This window comes from Caldanaerobius polysaccharolyticus DSM 13641, from assembly GCF_000427425.1.
Lineage (GTDB): Bacteria > Bacillota > Thermoanaerobacteria > Thermoanaerobacterales > Caldanaerobiaceae > Caldanaerobius > Caldanaerobius polysaccharolyticus.
The window spans coordinates 105315-119389 of the sequence record NZ_KE386494.1 but is presented as its reverse complement, the minus strand read 5'-3'; the positions used below and the strand labels follow the sequence as shown (position 1 = coordinate 119389).

The window sequence follows — 14075 nt, the reverse complement described above, 5'->3', positions numbered from 1 at the left end:
TCGTTTGATGCAAGATATACAAGAAGAATTAAGGGATATGTTCTTATTTTTTCCCATAAGGCTGCACAGGTTTATAAATTACATCTTTAGTTTTTTAGACGAGGGTTTCTCAAAAGATCTGGGCGTGCTGATGGTACTGGATAAATATGGTCCTATGCCTATATCCAGGATAGGAAATATCATTTCGGTAAGAAAATCTAATATGACCCCTATAATAGATTATCTTGAGGACCTGGGATACGTTAAAAGGAATTTGTCCAGTGAGGACCGCAGAAAGATTTACATAGAGATAACCGATGAAGGCAAGATGTACCTGGAAAACAAATTAGACGTAATAGATAAACTTATAAAGGAAAAATGCTCAAACCTAAATGATGAAGAGATAAGGGAAGCTATTGAAGCAGTAAAAACCATAACGTGTCTTATAGAAAAGATAGTAGGACCTTCCCTTCACCATTAAAGTAGGTTCACCGTATAAAAGGCTGCCTTAAAGGGGCAGCCTTTAAGATTTCTCACCTAACTTTTCAGCGCACAATCTGGCGATTTCTACAATGGTTTCCACCGCCTTTTTCATCTCTTCTACAACCGCGTACTCATATTTACCATGTCCGTTATGTCCCCCTGTAAAGATATTCGGCGTGGGAAGTCCCATATACGAAAGCCTGGCTCCATCTGTTCCTCCTCTTATGGGCACAACCTGGGGTTTTAATCCCACGCTTTTCATGGCATCACAGGCTATATCTACAATGTACATGTTTTTTTCGATGATTTTTTTCATGTTGTAATACTGGTCTTTTAACTCTACATGGACAGTATTGGGACCGTATCTTGCGTTTAACTCTTCAGATACCTTGTTCATCATCGCTTTTCTGTTGGCGAGACCTTGTTCTTCAAAATCCCTTAGTATATAATACAAAACTGTTCTTTCTACACTGCCTTCTATGTTATTGAGGTGGTAATATCCTTGGTACCCCTCTGTCATCTCAGGTACTTCGCCTTTGGGCAGCTTACTTGCGTATTCCATAGCTATCGTTATGGAGTTTTTCATCTTGCCCTTTGCTGAGCCTGGATGAACATTTAACCCCTTTATCGTGACAGTTGCACTTGCCGCATTAAAGTTTTCATATTGGATTTCAGCTGCACCGCCTCCATCAACGGTGTATGCAAATTCAGCGCTAAATTTTTTTACGTCAAATTTGTCTACGCCTTTGCCTACTTCCTCATCTGGCGTGAATCCTATCCTTATGGTGCCGTGTTTTATTTCGGGATGGTTTATAAGGTATTCACAGGCGGTCACGATTTCTGCGATACCGGCCTTATCGTCAGCGCCCAAGAGAGTAGTGCCATCAGTTGTGATAAGGGTGTGACCTGCGTACTTTTTTAACTCGGGAAAGTCCACGGGCGACAGTATAATGTTCTTTTCTCTATTTAAAACAATGTCGCCACCGCTGTAATCCTTTACGATTTGGGGTTTTACATCCTTTCCTGACATATCAGGGCTTGTGTCCATGTGAGCGATAAACCCTATGGCAGGTACTTTCTTATCTGTGTTGGAGGGCAGGGTTGCTGTAACGTAGCCGTTTTCATCTACTGCCACATCATGAAGCCCTATTTCCTTAAGTTCTCCGGCGAGATCATAGGCAAAGGATATCTGACCTGGTGTGCTTGGAAATGTGTTTGATTTTTCGCTAGACTGGGTATCGTATTTGACGTATTTTAAAAACCTCTCTATCAATTTTTCCATAAGATTCCTCCTTATCTGATGATAATTGATAACAATAGTAATTATACACCTTATATGCGCTCAGGTTCATAAAATTTTTTGATATCTTTTACCGTAAATCAAAACGCGCATATAAAAGAAAAATGAAGGAAAAATGAGAAATCGCGAGCAATATTCTGAAAAAAAAAAAAACGGCGAATATTCGATTAATTTGGCCGAATTTGGACTTTGAAAATGTTTTTATAAAGAAGTATCCTAAAAAGGAGAGATGAGAGATATACGTACATCTTAAATTTTGTTTGTAAGACGTACGTATACTACAAAATGAAAAGGAGGGGATATAAAAGCAAAAAACGTTCTTTTAAGTTGTAAATTTTAAGAATTATTTTTGAGAGGTGATAAATTTAAAGGATTAGAGTTGGATTTAGTACTTTTTATTTAAAATACCGAGCATAGTAAATATACGTATAACTATAATGTTAGTAATTATATATACATATATTTTGAAATGTGGATGATGAACGAGTGAAAAAGGTTAGGTTCTTAATTTGTGCAAACTATTATTGGGGGGATTTTTTAGATGAAAAAGTTTTTAAGTATAGTGCTCATTTTTTCTATATTGTCAATGATAGTATTAGCTGGTTGCGGACAGAAGGGTTCGACGCAAGCAACTAAACAAGGAGGCAGTAGTGAAAGTAAAGGACCTACTAAATTAACTTTATGGACTTTTGTAGGTTTACATGCGCAGCTTTATAATGATGCTGCTAAAAGGTGGAATAAGGAGCATCCTGATCAACCTATAGAATTGAAAGCAGTTACTTATCCTTATGAAGATATGCACAATAAGTTGTTAGTGGCACTACAATCAGGAGTAGGTGCACCGGATATCGCTGATGTGGAAATTGGTAGATTCCCACAATTCTTAAAAGGTACACCGCAATTGGCGGATTTAACTGATCTTGTGCAAAGTGACAAGGACAAATTTATACAGTCCCGCTTGCAAATTTACAGCAAAGATGGTAAGCTCTATGGAATGCCAACCCATGGAGGCAGTGTAATGGCATTTTACAACAAAGAGCTTCTCGACAAAGCAGGAATTGATCCTAGTAAAATAGTAACATGGGATGATTTCGTGGCAGCAGGTAAAATTGTTAAAGCCAAAACAGGAAAGCCAATGGTAGCTCTTTCTCAGACTGCAATGTGGGAATTTGATACAATGATTGGACAGCAAGGGTCAGATATATTTGATGAAAATGGTAACGTTATTTTAGATAGCGATGTCAATGTGAAAACATTACAATTTATGCATGACATGATATATAAAGATCAGATAGCTGTTGTTGCTCCAGGAGGACAAGTTGATACCGAGCAGTCTTATGGATGGATTGATAAAGGAAATGTAGCGTCAGTAATAATGCCTTTCTGGTATATGAGTAGGTTTGTAAGTTATATGCCAGATTTGAAGGGTAAAGTACTTGTAGCCCCAGTTCCCGTTTGGAAAGACGGCAACAAATATCCTACGATTGGTCTTGGAGGTACAGGAACTGTAGTGCCATTACAAGGAAAAAATGTGGAGTTGGCAAAGAAATTTTTGTACTTTGCTAAGGGAACACAAGAAGCCAATCTTGAGATATGGAATGTATTAGGTTTTGATCCTCCGCGTTGGGATGTATGGGAACAACTTGCTAATAATCCTGGAGACAATAAATATACTCAGTATTTTGTCAACGGAAAAGATATATTCAAGATTCTTTTGTCGTCTACAAAAGGTAATGTTACTTCATTGAGAAGTACTGAATTGAATCCTACGGCCAATGATTTATTGGCAAATCAGGTATTATATAAAGTTTTAAGAACTAATAAAGCCACACCAGAACAGGCATTGAAAGCGGCAGCAGATGAACTGCGAAAAAATAAAAAATAATTATTAGCAGATTATCAAGAGATGCAAAGCGCACTGCTTTTGCATCTCCTGATAATTGAGAGGAGGAAATGTGTTGAAAGGGAAGAGCTTTTTGACGGATTTATTATATTCCCCTAAATGGGCTCCCTATCTTTTTATTTTACCGTTTGTGATTACGTTTCTATTGTTCTTTTTATATCCTACTGTAAGTGCTTTTATTATGAGTTTTCAAAATATAATGGGGCCTGACCAAGTCAAGTTTGTAGGATTGGAGAATTATAAAAGTCTTTTAAATTACCATTTTTATAGGGCATTATGGAATAATACGCGTTATACTTTTTGGACGTTGCTAATTTTGATTCCTATACCTATAATTTTGGCAATTTGTTTAAACTCTGAAAAATTAATAGGTAAAAAATTTTTTAGAGCAGCCCTTTTTATGCCTATACTCACTTCTGCTGTAGTTGCTGGCATAGTTTTTAGATTGATTTTTGGAGATACTTCTATTGCTCCTGCAAATGCGCTTTTAGCTAAATTTGGTTTGCCGCCAAAAACATGGTTGTCCGATGTGAATGTCGCGATGTTTCTTTTAGTATTACTGGCAACTTGGCGATGGACGGGAGTAAATATTATATACTTTTTATCAGGGTTACAAAACATACCAAAAGAATTATATGAATCAGCAGAAATAGATGGGGCAGGTACGATTTCTAAATTTTTATATGTGACATTACCACTTTTAAGGCCTGTGATTATTTATGTTTTAACTATCAGTATATATGGTGGATATGCTATGTTTACCGAAACTTATATTTACTGGGGAACGCATTCACCTGAAGACGCAGGATTGACAATTGTGGCTTATTTGTATCAACAAGCTTTTGAAAATGGAAACTTAGGATTGGGTGCAGCAATAGGTATAGTGTTGTTGGCAATAGTTTTAATAGTAAATATAGTTCAGCTGGGACTTTTTGGATTGTTTAAAAAGGAGGAAGCATAAATATGGAATTAAACAATTCTTCCGTGAGTATAAAACCGAAATACAGAAATTCCAGAACCAGGCTTTCTGCAAAAAATTTGATACCTATTGTTATTATGTTAGCTTTTCTTGCTGTTTTAAGTATTCTTGCGTTATTTCCGTTTTACTACTTGTTGATAGGGTCTTTTAAGCCGGCTACGGAGTTATTTCGCAATGGGTTAGATATGAAAATAAATTTAAATATAATGAGTTTTAAGAATTACGCAAGTTTATTTGGCGAACAAGGAGGACTATACCTACAGTGGTATAAAAATAGTTTATTAATAACTTTTTTGGGGACGGTACTGACATTGATCTTATCTTCTATGGTAGGATATGGATTAGCCATGTATCAATTTAAGGGAAGAAATCTTATATTTACATTAGTATTGGTTATCATGATGGTACCTGGTGAAATGTTATTGCTGCCTTTATACAAATTAATAATGTCTTTTCATATGATTAATACATACTGGGGAGTAATATTACCGGGAATAGTATCTCCTTCTGCAGTATTCTTTTTTAGACAGTATGCAGAAGGACTGTCAAAGGGTTTTATGGACGCAGCCAGAATAGATGGCTGTACTGAATTCGGGATTTATTGGAGAATCATGGCTCCGTTGATGCTTCCTGCATTTGGGGCGATGGCTATACTTGTGGCTTTAGGAAATTGGAATAACTTTTTATGGCCTTTGATTGTGATGCGAACTGACGATATGTTTACGCTTCCTGTAGGTTTAATGTCGCTGTTGACGCCATATGAGAGCAATTACAGTATATTGTTGTCAGGCTCGGTGTTGTCAATTATACCAATCGTTATATTGTTTTTGATAAATCAAGATGCTTTTATGTCAGGTTTAACTGTAGGTGGCATAAAAGGATAAAAACAAATCTTTACTAGGAGGAGAGATAACAATGGACAAAAAAGCAAAGATGATTTTAGACAAGGATTATAAAATTGGCGATATCGACAATCGCATATACGGTTCCTTTATTGAGCACCTGGGAAGGGCAGTATACGGGGGTATTTACCAGCCCGATCATCCCGAGGCAGACGATATGGGCTTTCGCAAGGACGTCATAGATCTAGTCAAAGAGCTAAAAGTGCCGATTGTGCGCTATCCCGGAGGAAACTTTGTCTCAGGCTACAATTGGGAAGACGGAATAGGGCCAAAAGAAAAAAGACCCCGCAGGTTAGAGCTGGCGTGGAGATCCATCGAGACCAACGAAGTAGGCGTCAATGAATTTGTGCAGTGGGCAAAGCGCGTCAATGCTGATGTGATGATGGCAGTGAATCTGGGTACACGGGGAGCGGATGAGGCGCGCAATCTGGTGGAATATTGCAATCACCCTGGTGGGACCTATTGGAGTGATCTCAGGAAAACCCACGGATACGACGAACCCCATAACATAAAGGTATGGTGTTTGGGCAATGAGATGGATGGCCCATGGCAGATATGCCATAAAACCGCTCAGGAATACGGCCGTCTTGCGTGTGAGACCGCAAAGGTTATGAAACTGGTGGACCCTTCCATAGAGCTGGTAGCCTGCGGCAGCTCCAACAGCAAAATGCCCACGTTTGGAGAGTGGGAAGCGACGGTCCTTGATTACACCTATGAATACGTGGACTATGTTTCGCTGCACACATACTACGGCAATCAGGAAGACGATATAGGCAATTATTTAGCCAAGTCACTGGATATGGATGAGTTTATAAAATCAGTGGTATCTATTTGCGATTACATAAAAGCAAAAAAGAGGAGCAACAAGACAATCAATCTGTCCTTTGACGAGTGGAATGTATGGTTCCATTCCCACGAAGCTGACAAAAAGGTACAGCCGTGGACCGTAGCACCACCGCTTCTGGAGGACGTGTACACCTTTGAGGACGCGCTGCTTGTAGGCTGCATGCTGATAACCCTGCTAAAACACGCAGATAGAGTAAAGATAGCCTGCCTGGCGCAGCTTGTAAATGTGATCGCGCCTATAATGACGGACAACAACGGAGGAGCATGGCGTCAGACCATTTACTATCCTTATCTCCACGCATCCAATTACGGCAGAGGCACGTCGTTGAAAGCCGTCATTTCATCTCCGGTATATGACAGCAAAGATTTTAGTGATGTGCCGTTGCTGGAGGCGGCGGCTGTGTTAAGCGAAAGCGGCAATGAGCTTACGATATTTGCGGTAAATAGAGATCAACAGGATTCTTTGCTGTTAGAGTGCGAGATGAGGGGTTTTGAAGGTTATAGGGTGATAGAGCACATAGTGCTTGAGAATGAGGATCTTAAGGCTACCAATACAAAGGAGAATCCGTTTAACGTCGTACCCCATAGCAATGGCAAGGCGGCAGTCGAGGATGGGGTAGTAAAAGCATCTTTACCCAGGTTATCCTGGAATGTCATTCGCCTGACGCAGAGGTCGTCAAAATCCTCTTGACAGCCTTACTTATGTGGTAGCTATATTTTATACAGCTTTTCTGTAAAAGCCCAAGGAATCTCAATTTATAAATAAAAGAGATTCCCTGGGCTTTTGTATATTGACAAAACTGCTGCAGCAGGTTTAAAATATATTTCGTATTCTAAAATATTCGAATACGAAATATTTGTATTCGAACGATTTCATAAGCAGGTGGTGAATATGGAAGAAATAAAAAACGGCTTTAAAGTCCTTAAGATGTTAAAGCAGATATTAGACATTATAAAGCAGGAAATGAAGTATCAGAGCCAAAATATCGATATAACAGGGCCTCAGAGTATACTGATGGGCGTATTGGCTCATTATGGAGAGATGAAAATAAGTGATTTAAGCGAAAAACTTGGGCTGTCAAATAGTACCGTTTCAGGGATCATTAATAGGTTAGAAAAACAGGGCTTGGTTAAAAGGACCAGGAGCGCTAAGGATAGGAGGGTAATTTATGTAAATGTAACTCCAGAGTTTAAGAGAAGCTTTCAAAAATATTTCGACGAAGCGGAAAAAAGGATTGAAGAAATTATAAACAGTGCCACTCCTGAAGAATTAAACACTATACTTGATGGTCTAAATACGTTAAAGAAAGTACTAGATAGGGAAAAACGCTAAAAACTCCTATAGGAAGAAGGTGTAAAAATGTTAAAACTAGCAAAGTATCTAAAACCGTATACAGCTATGATCATTATGGCGATAATTTTTATATTTGTTCAGGCGATGAGTGACCTTTCTCTGCCTGATTATATGTCAAACATTGTTAATAAAGGTATACAGCAAGGTGGTATCGTAAATGCCGTTCCTAAAGCTGTTAGGAAAAGCCAAATGGATAAGCTGATATTGTTTATGAGTCCAGAAGACAAAGCTGAGGTTTTAAAGGACTACGCGTTAGTGGATAAATCCAGTGCTGACTATAATAAATATGTCAAGGATTATCCTGTTCTCTCCAAAGAACCTGTTTATGTTCTTAGAGATATTGATAAATCAGAAATCGACAGAATAAACCTGCCGATGGGGAAGGCATTTCTTGCCGTTGCAGGCATTGAAAAAGCCAAAGCTAATGCAAAAGGTGGGGTAATTGAATTTAATGGCAGGAAAATACCAGCGAATGTAAATTTGTTTGATATGATAGCGAAAATGCCTGAGGCGCAACTTTTGCAGTTAAGAGATGAGATGAATAAAAAGTTTACATCTTTGGGTGACAACATGGTCATACAGGCCGCAACCAGCGCTGTAAAGGCTGAGTACGCTGCGCTTGGTGTAAATACAGATAAAATTCAAAACGGGTACATCATAAACACGGGTGTAATTATGCTTTTGATAACTTTGCTAAGTGCGGTAAGTACGGTTGTAGTTGGCTTTTTTGCGGCAAAGGTGGCGGCGGGGTTAGCCAGGGACTTGCGCAAATATTTATTTACAAAAGTCCAGAATTTCTCCAATGCGGAATTTGATAAATTCTCTACTGCATCCCTTATAACAAGGACTACAAATGATGTTACACAAATTCAAATGCTTGTTGTTATCATGATGAGAATGGTGTTTTACGCACCTATAATGGGCATTGGCGGAGTGTTTAGAGCCCTTGCCAAAAGCACGTCCATGTCGTGGATCATAGCGTTGGCTGTCATCGTGCTGTTGGGTTTGATATCAGTGTTGTTCTCTATTGCCATGCCAAGGTTTATGCTTATGCAAAAACTCATTGACAGGCTTAACCTGGTTACGCGCGAAAACCTTTCAGGCATAATGGTAATAAGAGCTTTTAATAATCAAAATTTTGAGGAGAGCCGCTTTGACAATGCAAATACAGATATTACAAAGGTAGGGCTTTTTGTAAACCGCGCTATGGCTATCATGTTTCCCTCTATGATGTTTATAATGAACGGAGTTACGCTTTTAATAGTATGGATTGGAGCACACCAGATTCAGAATTCAAGTATGCAGGTAGGAGACATGATGGCATTTATGCAATACGCCATACAAATTATTTTCGCATTCTTAATGTTGTCGATGTTGTTTATTATGATTCCAAGGGCGTCTGTATCCGCGCAGCGCATTGCTGAAATTTTAGAAACAGAGCCCTCTATTGTAGATCCAGAAAATCCAAAGCATTTTGATAAAAACATGGCAGGGACGATAGAGTTTAGAAATGTGTCGTTTAGGTATCCTGGTGCTGATGAAGATGCGTTGAAAAACATAAGTTTTAAAGTACTGCCGGGCCAGACGACAGCCATTATAGGGAGAACAGGCTCAGGAAAGACCACGCTTGTCAATTTAATCCTTCGCTTTTACGACGCAACGAGCGGTGAAGTGCTAATTGATGGAATAAATGTAAGAGATGTGACACAGCATGAACTTCGCAGTAAAATAGGTTATGTGCCCCAAAAAAGTTGGTTGTTTAGCGGTACTATTAAATCTAACTTAAAATATGGGAATGAAAGTGCATCCGACGAAGAGGTAAGGGAAGCTGCCCAAATAGCTCAGGCGATGGAATTTATTAATGAAAAGCCAAAGCGCCTTGACTCAGAGATTGCGCAAGGAGGAACTAACGTATCAGGTGGGCAAAAGCAGAGGTTGTCAATTGCACGGGCTCTTGTGAAAAAACCTGAAATATACATTTTTGATGAAAGTTTTTCTGCCCTTGATTTTAAAACAGAGGCGGCTTTAAGGAAAGCCATAAAGGAGCGTCTTGGTTCAAGCACGGTTTTGATGGTTTCGCAGCGCATTTCAACCATCGCTAATGCAGATCAAATAATTGTACTTGAAGACGGAAAGATTGTTGGTATAGGCAAGCATAAAGAACTTTTAGAAAGTTGTGATACTTACAGAGAAATAGCCTTATCGCAGCTTTCAAAGGAGGAAATGGCATGAAGGGGCAAAATAACAAGCAAGAATTACCCAAAAAGATGACGAGACTCCGCGGTGTTGGAATGGGTCATGGGCCTGGCGGTATGATGCGTGGTGTAGAAAAAGCCCGTGATTTTAAAGGCACGATGAAAAAGCTGATGCGATATCTGAGCGTTTATAAGGTATCTATAATTGTCGTGTTCATATTTGCATCGGCCAGCGCTGTATTCTCCATAGTAGGTCCAAAAATATTGAGCAAAGCAATAACAAAAATTTTTGATGGCATAATGAGTAAGATCACAGGTACTGGCAATGGTATAGATTTTGAATATATCGGGAGGATAATCCTCATTCTTGTAGTGCTGTATTCATTAAGCTCAATATTTGGTTATTTGCAAGGCTGGATTATGTCCGGTGTTTCAATGAAGGTTACTTATCGGTTCAGAAAGGAAATATCAGAAAAAATTAACCGTATGCCATTGAAGTATTTTGAAAGCACCAATCAAGGTGAAATACTGTCACGTATTACAAACGATGTGGATACAATAAGCCAGACACTTAATCAGAGTTTAACACAAATAATTACTTCGGTTACCACGGTAATTGGGGTATTGGTCATGATGCTCAGTATAAATTGGCTCATGACTGTTGTGGCGCTGTTTATAATTCCATTATCCGCGGTATTCGTTACTATTATAATAAAGTATTCCCAGGTATACTTTGTAGAACAGCAGAGTTACTTAGGACATGTAAATGGCCATGTGGAAGAAATGTACGGTGGACATAATATAGTAAAGGCTTTTAATGGTGAAAAGAAGAGCGTAGATAAATTCAATGAATTAAACGATAGGCTTTATACTGTAGCATGGAAATCACAGTTCTTAACAGGTATGATGATGCCTATTATGAACGTTATAGGCAATCTTGGCTATGTTGTAGTAACGGTCTTAGGAGGGTGGCTTGTAATTAAAAAGGCAATAGAGATTGGGGATATTCAGGCTTTCATACAGTACGTACGCTCATTTACACAGCCAATCGCACAAATCGCGAATATTTCTAACATACTACAACAAACAGCTGCTTGTGCAGAACGCGTGTTTGAGTTCTTAGAGGAAGAAGAAGAAGTGCCGGACAATCCCAATCCTATAAAACTTGATACTGTCAAAGGTAGTGTTGAATTTAAGCATGTTCGCTTTGGGTACAATCCTGACAAGATTATAATCAATGATTTTTCGGTTAGCATTAAACCAGGTCAAAAGGTTGCAATCGTAGGTCCTACCGGTGCAGGAAAAACCACTATAGTTAAACTCCTTATGCGCTTTTACGATGTAAATGAGGGTGCGATTCTGATTGACGGACATGACATAAGGGAATTTGCCCGCGAAGACTTGCGCTCACTGTTTGGCATGGTTTTACAGGATACATGGCTTTACAATGGCACTATTATGGACAATATACGGTATGGTCGCCTTGATGCAACGGATGAAGAAGTTATAGAAGCGGCAAAAGCAGCTCATGTAGATAGCTTTGTACACACACTGCCTGGCGGTTACAACATGGTATTAAATGAAGAAACTACAAATATTTCACAAGGGCAAAAGCAGCTTCTCACTATAGCAAGGGCTATATTGAAAGATCCAAAGATTCTCATTCTCGATGAAGCAACAAGCTCTGTAGATACCCTCACTGAAATACAAATACAAAAGGCTATGGATTACCTGATGAAAGGCCGCACCAGCTTTATAATCGCTCACCGCCTGTCTACAATACGCAACGCTGATTTAATACTCGTTATGAATCATGGAGATATCGTGGAACAAGGTACCCATGAAGAGCTTCTGGCAAAAGGTGGTTTTTATGCAAGCCTTTATAACAGCCAGTTTGAGCGAGATGAACTGGCAAGCTGAAAGGTTGAGTGCTATCCAGTTACGGGGTAAAATGGTGTAAATATAAATGTACATGGGAGGGAAGTTTACCTCCCATTTGTTTTTTGTTGCTAGAAATGATAAAAGAAGAAAAGGCAAGGAAGAATGAGAAAGATTCAGAAAAAAAAAAAACGGCGAATATTCAATGAATTTGGCTGAATTTGATTGAATTCAGACTTTGAAAATGTTTTTTTGGAAGACTAAAGTAATATTTAGAGGCGTTTGTATATATAATTTACTGTAATAAGAATTTATTTAAAAGGTTTTAGGAAAGGTGGTGATAAATTAAGGCAATCAGCGTTCAGTCATTGTGGCGGATGGGTGTTTAATGTGGTTTTTGCACAAAAATAATGAGAGAGGGATGAACATGAAGCTAAAAAAGGTTATTAGCTTTATCCTCGTGTTTAGCATTATAGCGTTGTTGGTTGCTGGTTGCAAAAGCAAAGAAACTTCGAGCAAAACGACAAGCAATAAGACCAGCAACAGTGTTTCATCTGATAAAGCAGTTAAACCCGGTCAGCCTACTCCTAGAAACGAGACGCTTTATATCAGTGGCCTGCAATGGGGGGCTCCAACCAACTTTAATCCTCTGAATGCTAATCCAGCAAGTTTTCCTATCGCGTCAGGGAGTATAGCCCGTGAGCTTACTTATGAGACACTGTTTATGTATAATCAACTCGATGGTAAGATGTATCCGCTCCTTGGGACCAAGTATTCATGGTCGTCTGATAATACCACTTGCACAGTAACGTTAAACAAAGATGCCCATTGGAATGACGGCAAGCCTGTAACGGCCGAAGATGTTGTATACACATTTGAATTAGGCAAGAAGTACCCTGTCAACTGGTCAAGCTATTGGGAGTACCTCGATAGCGTTACAGCGAAAGACGATTACACCGTTGAGTTTAAAGTGAAGAGTACAAACAAAAACCCGCTGATGGTGGAGGAGGCACTGGAATCAGTTTACATTTTGCCTAAGCACGTATGGACGACGATCGAGCAAAACGACAATAACGATTTCACAAAGATTTCAAACGAGGTCAACAAAGACCCGGTTGGATCTGGACCATATAAAGTATTCTATTATGACGATAGTAAAATCGTTCTCATAAGGGATGATAACTACTGGGGAAAGTCACCTTCTATGTGGGGCAAGTTGCCGGCACCAAAGTATATAGTTCATAACATATTTAAAGACAATGCGGCTGGCGACACCGCGCTTAGGCAGAATCAGGTTGACGTTTCTCAGCAGTTTACACCAAATATCCAGACGTTTGGACCTAATGTAAAAACTTATCTATCTAAGCCGCCTTATTATGTACCTGGTGTAATCCCATGGCTTGTCATCAATACGACAAAGCCAGGCCTTGACAATCCCAATGTACGCAGAGCCATTGCTATGGCCATTGATTATGATAAAATTGCTGCAAATGCCATGAGCGGCTATTCGCAAAAAATGTCACCGTCTTTAATGCTTCCAACGGATCCGGAACAGAAACTGATCGATCAAAATCAAATCGCCAGCCTGCAATGGAAATCCAATGATATAGCAGGCGCTAACGCTTTGCTCGACTCTATAGGAGCCAAAAAAGGCCCTGATGGAATCAGGGTTTTAAATGGCCACAAGCTTTCCTTCAAGGTTGAGTGCCCATCTGGCTGGTCTGATTGGAATGCAGCTTTGGAAATTGTTGCATCGTCCAGCAAAGCGATAGGAATTGATGTGCAGACATATTTCCCGCAGCAATCAGTGTGGATTAATGATTTGCAGACAGGGAAATTCGACATGGCTATGTACTCATATCAAGGCGTGGGTATTTCCTCTCCGTGGATGCGTGCATATCAAGCTATGAGCTCTCAAGGAGTGCCTCCTGTTGGGGAAACCGCATTTCGCAACTACGGCCGCTACAAGAATCCGGAGGTCGACAATCTGCTCAGTCAGATCCCGACTATTACCGATCAAGCGCAGCTAAAAGAAGCGTGGACAAAGCTCAATAAGATTTACCTCCAGGACGTTCCTATGATCGGTCTCATGTATAGGCCAGCAGATTTTTACACCGTAAACACCTCAGTTTGGAGCGGATTTCCTGTAGAAGGCGATGGAACCAATATTCCGCCGCAGATATGCATGGATGGTTATGGTGTAGCAGCTCTGTATAAGATTCATGCTTCTAAATGAACAAGCAAAGGTGGTTGTGC

Annotated in this window: 10 protein-coding genes; 9 read left to right on the top strand and 1 reads right to left on the bottom strand. The window is 39.6% G+C overall.

The features are described 5' to 3' along the window. Positions 1-7: 7 nt before the first annotated feature. Positions 8-460 carry a MarR family winged helix-turn-helix transcriptional regulator gene (locus CALPO_RS0101575; RefSeq protein WP_026485758.1) on the top strand — a complete coding sequence of 151 codons (453 nt, stop codon included), beginning with the start codon at positions 8-10 and terminating at the stop codon, positions 458-460. 42 nt (positions 461-502) lie between these two features. Here CALPO_RS0101575 and pepT read toward each other — a convergent pair whose 3' ends face one another. Next, complete coding sequence (gene pepT, locus CALPO_RS0101570) at positions 503-1744, bottom strand: peptidase T (protein ID WP_026485757.1); 1242 nt, start codon at positions 1742-1744, stop codon at positions 503-505. 559 nt (positions 1745-2303) lie between these two features. On the opposite strand from pepT, the gene CALPO_RS0101565 reads away from it, so the two are divergent. The 8 genes from CALPO_RS0101565 (at position 2304) to CALPO_RS0101525 (ending at position 14055) form a co-directional block, all read left to right on the top strand. Further along, positions 2304-3647 (top strand): ABC transporter substrate-binding protein, encoded by a 1344-nt coding sequence (locus tag CALPO_RS0101565; protein WP_026485756.1) that lies wholly within the window; start codon positions 2304-2306, stop codon positions 3645-3647. A 70-nt stretch (positions 3648-3717) separates the two neighbouring features. After that, a complete protein-coding gene (locus CALPO_RS0101560) occupies positions 3718-4626 on the top strand; it encodes a carbohydrate ABC transporter permease (RefSeq protein ID WP_169736174.1) in 909 nt (302 codons plus the stop codon). A gap of 2 nt (positions 4627-4628) precedes the next feature. Next, positions 4629-5528 carry a carbohydrate ABC transporter permease gene (locus tag CALPO_RS0101555; protein WP_084295121.1) on the top strand — a complete coding sequence of 300 codons (900 nt, stop codon included), beginning with the start codon at positions 4629-4631 and terminating at the stop codon, positions 5526-5528. A 31-nt stretch (positions 5529-5559) separates the two neighbouring features. Next, the gene (arfA, locus tag CALPO_RS0101550; RefSeq protein ID WP_026485753.1) at positions 5560-7083 is read left to right on the top strand and encodes an arabinosylfuranosidase ArfA; all 1524 of its coding nucleotides are present in this window, start codon (positions 5560-5562) and stop codon (positions 7081-7083) included. Between the two features lie 201 nt (positions 7084-7284). Then, entirely contained in the window at positions 7285-7725 is a 441-nt protein-coding gene (locus CALPO_RS0101545; RefSeq protein WP_026485752.1) for a MarR family winged helix-turn-helix transcriptional regulator, read from the top strand. Positions 7726-7752: 27 nt separating this feature from the next. Beyond that, positions 7753-9978, top strand: a complete 2226-nt coding sequence (locus tag CALPO_RS0101540; RefSeq protein WP_026485751.1) for an ABC transporter ATP-binding protein — start codon at positions 7753-7755, stop codon at positions 9976-9978. 35 nt (positions 9979-10013) lie between these two features. Further along, positions 10014-11861 carry an ABC transporter ATP-binding protein gene (locus tag CALPO_RS0101535; RefSeq protein ID WP_174391323.1) on the top strand — a complete coding sequence of 616 codons (1848 nt, stop codon included), beginning with the start codon at positions 10014-10016 and terminating at the stop codon, positions 11859-11861. 385 nt (positions 11862-12246) lie between these two features. Next, complete coding sequence (locus CALPO_RS0101525; RefSeq protein ID WP_026485749.1) at positions 12247-14055, top strand: ABC transporter substrate-binding protein; 1809 nt, start codon at positions 12247-12249, stop codon at positions 14053-14055. Positions 14056-14075 lie beyond the last annotated feature (20 nt).